The sequence below is a fragment of the Geodermatophilus sp. URMC 65 genome, assembly GCF_053502545.1.
Map to the genome: position 1 here is coordinate 2,050,064 of NZ_CP199954.1, position 12,287 is coordinate 2,062,350.

The 12,287-nt window shown below is 76.7% G+C and carries 14 protein-coding genes; 9 read left to right on the forward strand and 5 right to left on the reverse strand.

The window, feature by feature from the left end; translation table 11 throughout:
• Window positions 1-98 precede the first annotated feature (98 nt).
• Entirely contained in the window at window positions 99-881 is a 783-nt protein-coding gene (locus tag ACWIX7_RS09945; RefSeq protein WP_448621377.1) for a PIG-L deacetylase family protein, read from the forward strand.
• A 6-nt stretch (window positions 882-887) separates the two neighbouring features.
• Here ACWIX7_RS09945 and ACWIX7_RS09950 read toward each other — a convergent pair whose 3' ends face one another.
• Complete coding sequence (locus ACWIX7_RS09950; RefSeq protein ID WP_448621378.1) at window positions 888-1,760, reverse strand: TIGR04222 domain-containing membrane protein; 873 nt, start codon at window positions 1,758-1,760, stop codon at window positions 888-890.
• Here ACWIX7_RS09950 and ACWIX7_RS09955 point away from each other — a divergent pair.
• Complete coding sequence (locus ACWIX7_RS09955; protein ID WP_448621379.1) at window positions 1,677-2,549, forward strand: helix-turn-helix domain-containing protein; 873 nt, start codon at window positions 1,677-1,679, stop codon at window positions 2,547-2,549. The genes ACWIX7_RS09950 and ACWIX7_RS09955 overlap by 84 nt on opposite strands.
• Before the next feature lie 48 nt (window positions 2,550-2,597).
• Here ACWIX7_RS09955 and ACWIX7_RS09960 read toward each other — a convergent pair whose 3' ends face one another.
• Complete coding sequence (locus tag ACWIX7_RS09960; protein ID WP_448621380.1) at window positions 2,598-2,918, reverse strand: tetratricopeptide repeat protein; 321 nt, start codon at window positions 2,916-2,918, stop codon at window positions 2,598-2,600.
• 128 nt (window positions 2,919-3,046) lie between these two features.
• Here ACWIX7_RS09960 and ACWIX7_RS09965 point away from each other — a divergent pair, with 128 nt between their 5' ends.
• From ACWIX7_RS09965 to ACWIX7_RS09990, 6 genes are all read left to right on the forward strand, one after another.
• Window positions 3,047-3,733: a DUF4383 domain-containing protein gene (locus tag ACWIX7_RS09965; protein ID WP_448621381.1), complete on the forward strand. Its 687-nt coding sequence runs from the start codon at window positions 3,047-3,049 to the stop codon at window positions 3,731-3,733.
• A 54-nt stretch (window positions 3,734-3,787) separates the two neighbouring features.
• Complete coding sequence (gene cobG, locus ACWIX7_RS09970; protein WP_448621382.1) at window positions 3,788-4,957, forward strand: precorrin-3B synthase; 1,170 nt, start codon at window positions 3,788-3,790, stop codon at window positions 4,955-4,957.
• Window positions 4,957-5,577 (forward strand): precorrin-8X methylmutase, encoded by a 621-nt coding sequence (locus tag ACWIX7_RS09975; protein ID WP_448621383.1) that lies wholly within the window; start codon window positions 4,957-4,959, stop codon window positions 5,575-5,577. Before cobG ends, ACWIX7_RS09975 begins: the two co-directional genes overlap by 1 nt.
• Window positions 5,574-7,094, forward strand: a complete 1,521-nt coding sequence (locus ACWIX7_RS09980) for a precorrin-2 C(20)-methyltransferase (RefSeq protein WP_448621384.1) — start codon at window positions 5,574-5,576, stop codon at window positions 7,092-7,094. The genes ACWIX7_RS09975 and ACWIX7_RS09980 overlap by 4 nt, the downstream gene beginning before the upstream one ends.
• A 117-nt stretch (window positions 7,095-7,211) precedes the next feature.
• A complete protein-coding gene (gene mftD / locus ACWIX7_RS09985) occupies window positions 7,212-8,381 on the forward strand; it encodes a pre-mycofactocin synthase MftD (RefSeq protein WP_448621385.1) in 1,170 nt (389 codons plus the stop codon).
• A gap of 58 nt (window positions 8,382-8,439) precedes the next feature.
• The gene (locus ACWIX7_RS09990) at window positions 8,440-9,759 is read left to right on the forward strand and encodes an MFS transporter (RefSeq protein ID WP_448621386.1); all 1,320 of its coding nucleotides are present in this window, start codon (window positions 8,440-8,442) and stop codon (window positions 9,757-9,759) included.
• Window positions 9,760-9,799: 40 nt separating this feature from the next.
• On the opposite strand, the gene ACWIX7_RS09995 is transcribed toward ACWIX7_RS09990, so the two are convergent.
• Both ACWIX7_RS09995 and ACWIX7_RS10000 read right to left on the reverse strand, forming a co-directional pair.
• Window positions 9,800-10,291 (reverse strand): FBP domain-containing protein, encoded by a 492-nt coding sequence (locus ACWIX7_RS09995; RefSeq protein WP_448621387.1) that lies wholly within the window; start codon window positions 10,289-10,291, stop codon window positions 9,800-9,802.
• Between the two features lie 66 nt (window positions 10,292-10,357).
• Window positions 10,358-11,047, reverse strand: coding sequence for an HAD hydrolase-like protein (locus ACWIX7_RS10000; protein ID WP_448621388.1), 690 nt, complete (start codon window positions 11,045-11,047; stop codon window positions 10,358-10,360).
• Window positions 11,048-11,082: 35 nt separating this feature from the next.
• On the opposite strand from ACWIX7_RS10000, the gene ACWIX7_RS10005 reads away from it, so the two are divergent.
• Window positions 11,083-11,475: a hypothetical protein gene (locus ACWIX7_RS10005; protein WP_448621389.1), complete on the forward strand. Its 393-nt coding sequence runs from the start codon at window positions 11,083-11,085 to the stop codon at window positions 11,473-11,475.
• A 58-nt stretch (window positions 11,476-11,533) separates the two neighbouring features.
• Here the strand turns inward: ACWIX7_RS10005 and ACWIX7_RS10010 are convergent, their stop codons facing one another.
• Window positions 11,534-12,274, reverse strand: a complete 741-nt coding sequence (locus ACWIX7_RS10010) for a cobalt-precorrin-6A reductase (RefSeq protein ID WP_448621390.1) — start codon at window positions 12,272-12,274, stop codon at window positions 11,534-11,536.
• Window positions 12,275-12,287 lie beyond the last annotated feature (13 nt).

The window sequence follows — 12,287 nt, forward strand, 5'->3', positions numbered from 1 at the left end:
GGACCCGGCCGCCTCCGGCCGGTGGCGACGCCCCGCGCCACCGGGTCCGCGCGCCCGACGGCCCCGGGCGGCCCGGGTCGCGGCCCTAGCGTCCGGCCATGGCCCCTCCCCCGGTGCCGCCGTTCCCCGACGGCGCCTTCTCCCGGGTGCTCTGCGTCGTCGCCCACCCCGACGACGTCGAGTACGGCACCTCCTCCGCCGTCGCCGCCTGGACCGCTCGCGGCATCGACGTCGCCTACCTGCTGCTCACCCGCGGCGAGGCCGGCATGGACGCGCTCCGCCCCGAGGAGACCGCCCGGCTGCGGACGGCGGAGCAGCTGGCCGCCGGCGAGGCGGTCGGGGTGAGCGGGATCCGCTTCCTCGAGCACCGGGACGGGGTCCTCGAGTACGGCCTGGGACTGCGCCGCGACATCGCGCGGGTCATCCGCGAGCACCGCCCCGACGCCCTTCTCGTCGGGTCCTGGGACGTCGAGTTCGTCGCGGGGCTGAACCAGGCCGACCACCGGGTCGCCGGCCTGGCCGCGGTCGACGCGCTGCGCGACGCCGGCAACCGCTGGGTGTTCCCCGAGCTGCTCGACGAGGGGCTGGAGCCCTGGACGGTGCGCTGGCTGCTGGTCGGCGGCGACCCCCGGCCGACCCACGGCGTGGACGTGACCGGGGAGCCGCTGGAACGGGGCATCGCCTCGCTGGAGGCGCACGGGCAGTACCTGGCCGGCATCCCCGGGCACCCGCCCCCGCGGGCCATGATCACCGGGATCACGGCACTGCAGGGGCGGGCGATGGGTGTTCCGCACGCCGTGCTGTTCCGCACCTTCCACTTCGCGGCCCCGCCACCGATCGCGCAGGAGGCGATGCGGGCCGCGGCGGAGTCGGTGGGCTGAGGCGGGTCAGCAGCCCCCGCCGCCGTCGCCACCACCACCGCAGTCGCCGCCGAAGCCCCCGCCCCAGCCGCCACCGATCCAGCCCGCCCCGGCGCCGTGGGCGTACACCCCGGAGTGGCTGCGGCGGACCTCGCGCACGCTCGGGCCCGTGGCCGTCGGCACGTAGGGCCGGGGCGGGGCGAAGACGGCTGCCCGGCGCTCGGCGTCCGCCCACGCCCCGGGACCGCCGAGCGCCACGGCGAGGGCCTCGGAGGTCCCGACGACCGCCGGGTCGGACCGCAGCCGGCGCAGCTCACGCCGTCCCGCGCGGGTCAGCCCGACCGCCGTCCACGTCCGCTCGGCCGTGGCGTGCACGCCGCCGCGCCGGGACACCAGACCGGCCTGCTGCAGCCCGTCGGCGAGTGCGGTCAGCCGGGCGTCGGTACGCACCCGCCAGGCGATCCCGTCGATCGACCGGCGGGCGCGCGGACCCGCGGCGTCGAGCACGGCGGCCTCGACGGGGTGCCGGCGGCGGGGGTCGACCACGTGCAGCTCGGCGGTGGCGGGGGTGACCCGCAGGCGGCCGTCCTCGATCAGGGCCACCACCGCGGCCTCGACGGCCCGGCGCGGCCCGCCGGCCAGGTAGGCGACCCCGTACAGGTCGGAGCCGAGGAGGGGGACGTGCACTCCGGTCATGTCCGTCGTCCTTCGCGTCGAGGATCGAGAGGGGCTGCGGCCGCACGCCGACGGTCGCACGTCCCACCCGCCGTCCGCGAGCGTGCTTGCACGATTGCACGGGGTGGCTATCGTCCGGCCGTGCTCGACCGGGACACCCCATCGGTGCGGGAGCGGCGGCTGGCGCGCGAGCTGCGCCAGCTGCGCACGGACACCCAGCTGCACGCCAAGGACGTCGCCGCGCGCCTCGGGTGGTCACCGTCGAAGGTGTCGCGGATCGAGACGGCGCGGATCGGCATCGCCGCCGACGACCTCGACCGGCTGCTCGAGCTCTACCGGGTCCCCGACGGGCAGGCCGACCTGCTGCGCCGGCTGGCACCGTCGGCTCGGCCGCGCGGCTGGTGGGACGCCTACGCCGACACCCTGTCCCCCGGGTACGCCAACCTCATCCGGCTGGAGGCGGGGTCCCGGGCGCTGCGCTGCTTCGGCGCGCTCGTGCCGCACGCACTGCTGCAGACGCCGGACTACGTGCGCCAGGTCGTGCTCTCCACCTGGGAGCGGCCCGCACCACCCGAGGTCGAGCGCCGGGTGCAGGTCTGCCGGCGGCGGCAAGAGGTCCTCGACGCGGCCGACCCGATGCAGCTGTGGGCGGTGCTCGACGAGTCGGTGCTCCACCGCACCGCGGGCGCACCCGGGACGTCCGACGGTGCGGCGGTGCTGCGCGGTCAGCTCGGGTGGCTGGCCGAGGTGGCCGGCCGGCCGAACGTCACCCTGCAGGTGCTGCCCTTCGACGCCGGGCTGCCGCCGGTGACCGCGGGCTCGTTCTCCGCCCTCGAGTCCCGCGCCACCGGGACGCCGGACGTCGTCTACCTGGAGAACAAGACGCGGATCGCCTTCGTCGACGGCGAGGCGGAGGTGCACCGGTACGGCCGCGCGTTCCAGCTGCTCACCGAGATGGCGCTGGACCCCGACGCGTCGGTCCGGCTGATCCGGCGGCTGGCCGCCGGCCGGTAGCCGGCCGGGCCGGGTCTGCGGCGGGCGGGGCCGGGGCGGGGTCCTCGCTCAGGCGGCGCCGAGGGCGTCGGCCACCCGGTGGTGGGCCACCGCCTCGCCGGCCCGGCTCTGCCGCTCCAGCGTGCGGGCCAGTGCCCGACGCGCCCAGCCGTTGGCCGGCGCCGTCTCCACCAGCCGGGTCAGCGCGTCCTCCGCCCTCGTCAGCTGGGCGGAGCCGAAGTAGGCGCGGGCCAGGAGCTCGAGGGCGGCCTCGTTGGCCGGCTCGGCCTCGACGAGCGGCTCGAGCAGGCGCGCCGCCTCGATCGGCTGCCCCATCGCGAGGAAGAGGTCCGCGCGGAGGAACTCCGAGTGCAGGTCGCGCTGGGTCATGCCAGGACAACCCGCAGCCCGCGCCACGGCTTCCCGCAGAAATACGTCGAACCCGCATCGCTGTAGTGCATCCACCGAGGGGTGGAGGGGGAAGAATGGGCACCGTCCCCCTCCCCCCGGGAGAACTCATGGCACTGCGACCGCACCGCACGGCCGACACCACCGAGGAGCGCCCAGGACCCGGCGCCCGCGTGTACGCCGTCCAACGCACCGGCGCCGTCCTGGTGGCGCTCGTACTCCTGGTCTTCGGCCTCCTCGGCTTCGCCGGCGGCCTGGACTACTTCTCCACCGAGGGCGAGCGCATCCTCGGCCTGTCGTCCAACGGCCTGCTGTCGACCATCTCGGTGGTCATGGCGGTCGTCCTGCTGGTCGCCGCTGCGCGCAGCCCGCGCGTCACCTCGACGATCATGATCGTCGCAGGCTCGCTGTTCCTCCTCTCCGCCCTGGTCAACCTGGCGGTGCTGCGGACCTCCTTCAACATCCTCGCGTTCGAGTTCGAGAACGTCGTCTTCTCCGTCGTCGTCGGCCTGCTCCTGCTGACGCTCGGCGCCTACGGCCGGATCGGCGGCCACCTGCCCGAGGACAGCCCGTACGCCCACCCGCACGCACTGGCCGAGGAAGAGGACGACGACCTGCCGACGACGCCGGAGGAGGTCGCCGCGGAGCACGCGATGCGCGACGCCGAGGTCGCCGTCGTCCAGCACGTCGCCACCAACGACCAGCGCCGCCGGGTGGCGGCCATGGCGCAGGTGCACAGCCGCGGCGACCGCCGCCGGGTGTGGATGTCCTTCGACCAGGCGCGCCGGCTCGGCTGACCGGGCCGCCGCCGGCCACCGGGCGGGGCGGTGGGACGTACCCTCGCCACCGCCATGACCGCCCGCACCCCCACCGCTGCCCGCCTGCGGGCCGACGCGTGCCCCGGAGCGCTGCAGACCCACGCCGCCGCCGACGGCGCGCTGGCCCGGGTGCGGGTCCCCGGCGGCCTGCTGACCGGCGGCCAGCTGCGGGCGCTCGCGGCTGCCGCGCGCGGCCTCGGCGACGGGGCACTGGAGCTCACCAGCCGGGGCAACGTGCAGCTGCGCGGCCTGGCCGACGGCACGGAGGCCGAGCTCGGCCACCGGCTCGCCACCGTCGGCCTGCTGCCGAGCGCGTCGCACGAGCGGGTGCGCAACGTGCTGGCCAGCGCGCTGACCGGCCGGGCCGGCGGGCACGTCGACGTCCGGCCGTGGGTGCGTGCGCTGGACGCCGGGATCTGTGCCGACCCCGCGCTCGCCGCGCTGCCCGGCCGGTACCTCGCCACGCTCGACGACGGCCGCGGCGACGTCACCGGCCTCGGAGGGGACGTCGGCCTGCTCGCCCTCTCCCCCGCCGAGGTCGCCCTGACCCTGGCCGGCACCGACTCCGGGCTGCGCGCCCACCCGGACGACGCGGTCGCGCTCGCCCTCGCCGCCACGCGGGCCTTCCTCGACGAGCGCGCCGCCCAGGGCGGCACCGCGTGGCGACTGGCGGAACTGGACGACGGTGTCGCAGCTGTGACGGCCCGGCTGAGCGGCCGCCGGGGCGGAACCCTGGACCTCCCTCCGGCGCCGACGCCGGGGCCGGTCGGTGCAGCGGCGCAACACGACGGGCGGACCGCCCTCGTCGCCGTCGTGCCGCTCGGCCGGCTCACCGCGGGCCAGGCGGAGCTGCTGGCCCGGCTCGCCGACGAGGTGCAGCTGACGCCGTGGCGCAGCGTCGTCGTCCCCGACCTGGCCGAGGACGCCGTCGACGACGCGGCCGTCGCCCTGCACCGGACCGGCATGGTGTTCGACGCGGACAGCGCCTGGACCAGGGTGACCGCCTGCGCGGGCCGGCCGGGGTGCGCGAAGTCGCTCGCCGACGTCCGCGCCGACGCCGCCCGGGCCGTGGCGGACGGCACACTGCCGGCGGGCGGTGCCCGCCAGCACTGGGCCGGGTGCGAGCGTCGCTGTGGCCGTCCCCGCGGCGAGGTCGTCGACGTGGTGGCGACCGGGACCGGATACCGAGTCGGGTGGAGCTGATGTACGAGTACGAGAAGGACGGCGCGGAGATCTACCGGCGCTCGTTCGCCACGATCCGCGCCGAGACCGACCTGGCCGGCCTGCCCGAGGACGTCGCCCGCGTCGCGGTGCGGATGGTGCACGCCTGCGGGCAGGTCGACCTGGTCGAGGACCTCGCCTTCTCCCCCGACGTCGTGGTCCGGGCCCGCGAGGCGCTGGACGCCGGCGCCCCGGTGCTGTGCGACGCGGAGATGGTCGCCTCGGGCGTCACCCGGCGGCGGCTGCCCAAGGACAACGACGTCGTCTGCACGCTCAACGACCCGCGCACCCCCTGCCTGGCCGCCGACCTCGGCACCACCCGCACCGCCGCGGCGCTCGAGCTGTGGCGCGACCGGCTGGACGGCGCGGTGGTCGCCATCGGCAACGCGCCGACCGCGCTGTTCCACCTGCTGGAGATGGTCGCCGCCGGGGCGCCGCGCCCCGCCGCCGTCCTCGGCATCCCGGTCGGCTTCATCGGCGCGGTGGAGTCCAAGGACGCCCTGGCCGCCTCCGACCTCGAGCACCTGGTGGTCCGTGGCCGGCGCGGCGGGAGCGCCATCACGGCGGCTGCGGTCAACGCGATCGCGAGCGACGTCGAGTGAGCGGCTCCCGCACCGGCCGCCTGTACGGCGTCGGCCTCGGCCCCGGCGACCCCGAGCTGGTGACCGTGAAGGCCGCCCGGCTCATCGCCGCCGCCGACGTCGTCGCCTTCCACGCCGCCCGGCACGGCCGCTCGGTCGCCCGCGCGGTGGCCGCGCCCTACCTGCGCGAGGAGCAGGTCGAGGAGCTGCTGGTCTACCCGGTGACCACCGAGACGACCGACCACCCCGGCGGCTACCAGGGCGCGATCGACGAGTTCTACGAGGCGGCCGCGGCCCGGCTGGCCGCGCACCTGGACGCCGGCCGCGACGTCGTCGTCCTCGCCGAGGGCGACCCGTTCTTCTACGGCTCCTACATGCACATGCACAAGCGGCTGGCCCACCGGTACCCGACCGAGGTGGTGCCCGGCGTGACCAGCGTCAGCGGCGCCGCCGCGGCCGTCGGCCGGCCGCTGGTCGAGCGCGACGAGGTGCTCACCGTGCTGCCCGGCACGCTGCCCCCCGAGGAGCTCGCCGAGTGGCTGGCCACCACGGACGCCGCTGCCGTGCTGAAGCTGGGCCGCACGTTCGGCAACGTGCGGGAGGCGTTGGACGCCGCCGGGGTGCTCGACCGAGCCCTCTACGTCGAGCGGGCCAGCACCGACCGCCAGCGCACGGTGCCGCTGGCCGACGTCGACCCGGCGACCGTCCCCTACTTCTCCCTCGCCCTGCTGCCCAGCCCGCTGACCGACCCGACCCCCGGACCCGAGCGGTCCGAGGACGCCGCGCCCCGCACCGGCGAGGTCGTCGTCGTCGGCCTCGGTCCGGGGGCCCGCTGCTGGACCACCCCGGAGGCCGCCGAGGCGCTGGCCGCCGCCGACGACCTGGTCGGCTACGGCCCCTACCTCGACCGGGTGCCGGCCAACCCGCGGCAGACCCGCCACCCCAGCGACAACCGGGTCGAGGCCGAGCGCGCCGCGCACGCCCTCGACCTGGCCCGGTCCGGACGGCGGGTCGCGGTCGTCTCCAGCGGCGACCCCGGCGTGTTCGCGATGGCCGCCGCGGTGCTCGAGGTCGCCGAGCGGCCGGGGTACGCCGACGTCCCGGTGCGGGTGCTGCCCGGCCTGACCGCCGCGCAGGCCGTCGCGGCCCGGGTCGGCGCGCCGCTGGGCCACGACTTCTGCGTGGTCAGCCTCTCCGACGTCCGCAAGCCGTGGGACGTCGTCGTCGAGCGGCTGCGGCACGCCTCGGCCGCCGACCTGGTGCTCGCGCTCTACAACCCGCGGTCCAGGGCCCGGCCGCACCAGCTCGCCGAGGCCCAGCAGGTGCTGCTGGAGGGCCGCAAGCCCGACACGGTGGTCGTCGTCGGCCGGGACGTCGGGGGACCCGAGGAGAGCATCCGGGTCACCACCCTCGGCGAGCTCGACCCGGGGACCGTCGACATGCGCTGCTGCGTGATCGTCGGCTCGTCGCAGACCCGGGTCAGCGCCACCGGCGCGGTCTACAGCCCCCGCACGCACTCGGACGCACACCCCTCCTGACGGGCCCCGACGGGGTCGTGACACTCAGTGCCACGCCTGGCACGATGACGCGCGACGTGGCGCACGTCACCGTGGGCGGGACGGCGCTGATGACCGGGCGATCGCGGGAGGGCTCCCATGGCCAGCACCAAGGACTGGTTCGAGACCGTCGAGGAGGCCCAGCACCGCGCGAGGAAGCGGCTGCCGAGGTCGGTCTACCTGGCGCTGGTCGCCGGGACCGAGAAGGGGCTGACGGCGAACGACAACGTCGCCGCCTTCGACGAGATCACCTGGCGCCCGCACGTCGCCGACCTGCCCGCCAAGCGGGACACGGCGACCACGGTGATGGGCCAGGAGGTCAGCATGCCGGTGCTGGTCTCCCCTACCGGCGTGCAGGCGGTGCACCCCGACGGCGAGGTGGCGGTGGCCCGCGCGGCCGCGGCCCAGGACGTCGCGATGGGGCTGTCCTCCTTCGCCAGCAAGTCGGTCGAGGAGGTCGGCGCGGCCCAGCAGAAGCTGTTCTTCCAGATGTACTGGGTCGGCTCGCGCGAGACGATCCTCGCCCGCGCCGAGCGGGCACGGGCCGCCGGCGCCAAGGGCCTGATCATGACGCTGGACTGGTCGTTCGCCTCGCGCCGCGACTGGGGCAGCCCGCCCATCCCCGAGAAGATCGACGTCAGGAACGCGCTGAAGTTCGCCCCCGAGGTGGTGCGCAAGCCGCGCTGGCTGGCGACCTACCTGCGTTCGGGCGCCATCCCCGAGCTCACCGTCCCGAACCTGGCGCTCGGCGGCGACGAGCCGCCGAACTTCTTCGGCGCCTACGGCCAGTGGATGGGCACCCCGCTGCCCACCTGGGAGGACGTCGCCTGGCTGCGCGAGCAGTGGGGCGGGCCGTTCATGCTCAAGGGGATCACCCGCCCCGACGACGCCCGCCGCGCGGTGGACGCCGGCGTCACCGCCATCTCCGTCTCCACCCACGGCGGCAACAACCTCGACAGCACCCCGGGGGCGATCCGCTCGCTGCCCGGGGTGGTCGACGCGGTCGGCGACCAGGTCGAGGTGCTGATGGACGGCGGGGTGCGCCGCGGCGCCGACGTCGTCAAGGCGATGGCCCTGGGCGCCAGGGCGGTGATGATCGGCCGCGCCTACCTGTGGGGCATGGCCGCGAACGGCGAGCGCGGCGTCCAGAACGTCCTCGCGATCATCCGGCAGGGCATCGACGAGGCGCTGCTGGGGCTGGGCAAGGCGTCGGTGCACGACCTGACCCGCGAGGACGTCGTCCTGCCGCCGCACTTCACCCGCGACTGAGCGGACCGCGCGCCCACCGACGGGAATGCGGACGCGGCGGGCGGGCTTGCGCTGTTGCGTGCCCGCCCGCCGCCCGTCCCGCGCCGTCCCGTTCTGGACGGCGGCCGCGCTGCTCGTCCTGGTCCTCGCCGCGTCCGGCGTCCCGTCGCCGCTCTACCGCGTCTACCAGGAGCGCTTCGGCTTCTCCGCCGGCGTGCTGACGACGGTCTTCGGCATCTACGCCCTCGCGCTGCTCGCCACGCTGCTGGTGGTCGGCGCCCTGTCGGACCACGTGGGACGCCGGCCGGTCATCGTCGCCGGGATGCTGCTGCAGGTCGTCGCCATGGCGCTGTTCTGGGCCGCCGACTCGGTGGGCTGGCTGCTGGCCGCGCGGGTGGTGCAGGGCCTGTCGGTCGGCAGCCTGACCGGCGCCCTGGGCGCGACGCTGCTGGACCACCAGCGCAGCGACCGCCCCCTCGGCGCCCTGGTCAACAGCGCCTCCCCCGGGTTCGCCCTCGCCCTCGGCGCCGTCAGCGCCGGGTTGGCGGTCGACTTCGTCCCCGCCCCCACCGACTGGGTCTTCGGCGCGCTGACCGGGCTGTTCGCCGTCGCCGCCGGGGTGGCCCTGGTGCTGCCGGAGTCCTCGCCGCGGATCCCGGGCGCACTGGCCTCGCTGTGGCCGCGTGTGCACGTGCCCTCGTCGCAGCGGGCGGCCTTCCTCGTCGCGGCGCCGTGCTTGGTGGCGATGTGGGCGCTGGGCGGCCTCTACCTCTCGCTGGGGCCGTCCGTGGCTGCCGGCGTCTTCGGCCTCGAGGACCACCTCGTCGGCAGCCTGGTGATCGTGGCCATGCAGGGCATGGGCGCCGTCGGCAGCGTCACCATGCGGAACGCGGCCCCGCACACCGCCATGACCGCCGGCTGCCTGGTCTTCGCCGCGGGCGTCAGCGGCACGATCGTCTCGCTGACCACCGGGAGCGTCGCGCTGTTCTTCGCCGCCGCCACGGTGTCCGGGTTCGGCTTCGGCGCGGCCTTCCTCGGCGCGGTGGCCACCGTGACCGCCGGCGTCGCGCCTGGCGAGCGCGGTGGGCTGCTCTCCAGCGTCTTCGTCGTCGGCTACCTGGCCTTCAGCATCCCGGCCGTCGCCGCCGGGCTGGCCGCGGGCGCGGTGGGGCTGCGGCCGACCGCCGCGGTGTACGGGGTGGCCGTGATCGTCCTGGCCCTGGCCGCGGTGGCCGGGCTGCGGCACCGGCGCGCGGCCGAGCGCCGTCCGGAGCCCCGGAAGGACCCCGTTGCCCCCCACCACTCGGAGAAGGACCCCGTCCTCCCCGGCCCTCGCCAGCTCGGGCCGGGACCCGGGACGGGGCCGGGGACCCTGCAAGGGGGCCGCGCTCAGCTGTAGGGGCCGAGGTCGTCCGGCCCCTGGACGGGGCCGGCGGCGGTCAGCGCAGGACGGCGTCCAGGAACCCGTGCACCCGCTGCTCGAGCTCGGCGGTCCGCTCGGCGGCGACCTCCTCCGGGTCGCGCTCCCGCAGCCACGGCGGGATCTCGCTGCGCGCACGGAGGGCACAGGCCAGGTCGGCGCAGACGTAGGTGCCGACCGTGTTGCCGTTGCGGCCGGCCTCGCCCGCCCGGCGCGCGGTGAACAGCGAGACGTCGCTGCCCGACTGCGCCGTCTGGCACAGCAGGCACATCGCCGGCGTGGCCGAGGACATCCGGGTGTCGGCGGCGCGGACGGCGACGCCGACCGGCCCGCCGTCCCGCTCGACGACCAGGTAGCCGCGCAACGGTGCCCTGGGGTCGCGCCAGCCGAGGACGACGAGGTCCTCCCACGGCGTCTCGGCGAAGGTGCGGGGCAGCGTCATGGCCTCGGCCTCGCCGCGGGAGCAGTTCACGAAGGACCGCCGCACCTGCTTCTCCGTCAGCGCGCGCACCGTGCCGTTCCTCCTCGTGGTCGTCGGATCACCGGCGGACATCATGCGCCACGGCACCCGAGGCGGTCAGCCCATTTCCCGGAGCGCCGCCGGAACCTCCGCGGGCGTCGCGACCACCACCGCGGCGCCGGCGTCCGCCAGCTCGCCCGGCGGCGCGGGGCCCCACCCGGCGCCGATGCAGGGCAGCCCGTGCGCGGCCGCGCCCAGCACGTCGTGTGCCCGGTCGCCGACGAGCACCGGCCGCTCCCCGTCGGGGTGCGCGGCCAGCGCCGCGGCCACCACCTGGTCCTTGTGCCGCACGGTGCCGTCGAAGGTCGCGCCGTGCACGGAGGCGAAGGCCGGCAGCAGCCCGGCGTGCGCCAGCAGCCGGACGGCGAAGGCCTCCGGCTTGCTGGTCGCGACGGCGAGGGTGGCGCCGGCGTCAACCAGGTCGGCGAGCAGCTCCGGGACGCCGGGGTACACGGTCGCGTCGAGCAGCGCCCCCGCGGCGTGGTGCGCGCGGTAGGCGGCGACCGCCCGCGGGACCTCGTCGGCCGGGACGCCGAGGACGAGGGCGAACCCGTCCTGCAGCGGCGGGCCGACCATCCCGCGCAGCTGCTCCGGCGTCGGCTCGGGCAGGCCCAGCGCGGCGGCCGCGGCCCGCACCGAGGACCGGATCCCGGGCGTGGAGTCCACCAGCGTGCCGTCGAGGTCGAACAGGACCAGGCGGCAGGCGAGCCCCTGGCGCGGACCGCCGTCAGCTGCTTCGATCTTCAAGCACCTCTTCCCGCCGTCCGCCCTCGGAGGCCCGCATGACCCGGACCCGCGACACCACCGTGGCAGCCCCCCTCTCGACGCTCCGGCCGGTGCAGGCAGCCGCGGTGCTGTCGGTGCTGGTGCTGTTCTGGCAGTTCCTCTCCGCCGGCCGGCTCCTCGTCGGCGAGGACGCCACCGGGGGCCACGGCGCCGGGGCGATCGCCCTGCACGTGACCACCGGGCTGCTGCTGGCGGCCACGGTGCTGCACGGTCGTCGCACGCGGGTCTGGTGGCCGGCCGCGCTGGCCGCGGTGGTCTTCGTGCTCACCTTCGTCCAGGCGGCGCTGGGCAGCTCGGGCTCGATCGGGACGCACGTGCCGCTGGCCCTGGTGGTCACCGTGGGCGTGGTGTGGCTGACGGCCTGGTCGTTCCGCTCGCCGGCCGCCTGACGACAGCCGCGGGAGCATCGCAGCGCGGAACGAGCGAGGAGCGGACCGCGGCGCGGAGTCAGGCCCGTGGACACCGCCCCCTGAGCACCCAGGCCGCGGCCTCCTCGACGGTCGCGGCCACCGGCACACCCTCGGGCAGCGGTGGCCGGCGGACCAGCACCACCGGGACGCCGAGTTCCCGGGCCGCGGTGAGCTTGGCCGCGGTCATCGACCCGCCGCTGTCCTTGGTGACGACGACGTCGACGCCGTGCGCGGTCATCAGCGCCCGCTCGTCCTCGACGGTGAACGGGCCGCGGGCGAGGACCACCGTCGCCCGGGCCGGCAGCGGCGGCTCCGGCGGGTCCACCGAGCGGACGACGCAGTGCGCGCGCAGCCCGGCGAACGCGGCGAGGCCCTGACGGCCGGTCGTCAGCAGCACCACGCGTGAGCCGGCCACCGCCGTCGCCGCGTCGGCCAGCGAGTCCACCCAGCGCCAGTCGTCGCCGGGCTGCGCCGTCCAGCCGGGGCGCTGCAGCCGCAGCAGCGGGGTGCCGGTCGCCGCGGCCGCGGCCGCCGCGTGCGCGGTCATGGTGGCGGCGAACGGGTGGGTGGCGTCGACCAGCGCGGCCACGCCGTCGAGCGCGGCCGCCAGGCCCGCCGTCCCGCCGAAGCCGCCGACCCGCACCTCCCCGGGCGGCAGCACCGGGGCGGCGACGCGGCCGGCCAGGGAGCTGAGCACGTCGACGCCCTCGGCCACGAGCCGCTCCGCGAGCCGCCGGGCCTCCGACGTCCCGCCCAGGACCAGCACCCGGCCGGTCACGCAGCCGCCCCGT

Excerpts from the sequence above, each read along its gene's own strand:
- ACWIX7_RS09945 (WP_448621377.1), top strand. The coding sequence starts at position 99 with ATGGCCCCTCCCCCGGTGCCGCCGTTCCCCGACGGCGCCTTCTCCCGG.
- ACWIX7_RS09960 (WP_448621380.1), bottom strand. The coding sequence starts at position 2,918 with ATGACCCAGCGCGACCTGCACTCGGAGTTCCTCCGCGCGGACCTCTTC.
- ACWIX7_RS09965 (WP_448621381.1), top strand. The coding sequence starts at position 3,047 with ATGGCACTGCGACCGCACCGCACGGCCGACACCACCGAGGAGCGCCCA.
- cobG (WP_448621382.1), top strand. The coding sequence starts at position 3,788 with ATGACCGCCCGCACCCCCACCGCTGCCCGCCTGCGGGCCGACGCGTGC.
- ACWIX7_RS09975 (WP_448621383.1), top strand. The coding sequence starts at position 4,957 with ATGTACGAGTACGAGAAGGACGGCGCGGAGATCTACCGGCGCTCGTTC.
- mftD (WP_448621385.1), top strand. The coding sequence starts at position 7,212 with ATGGCCAGCACCAAGGACTGGTTCGAGACCGTCGAGGAGGCCCAGCAC.
- ACWIX7_RS10005 (WP_448621389.1), top strand. The coding sequence starts at position 11,083 with ATGACCCGGACCCGCGACACCACCGTGGCAGCCCCCCTCTCGACGCTC.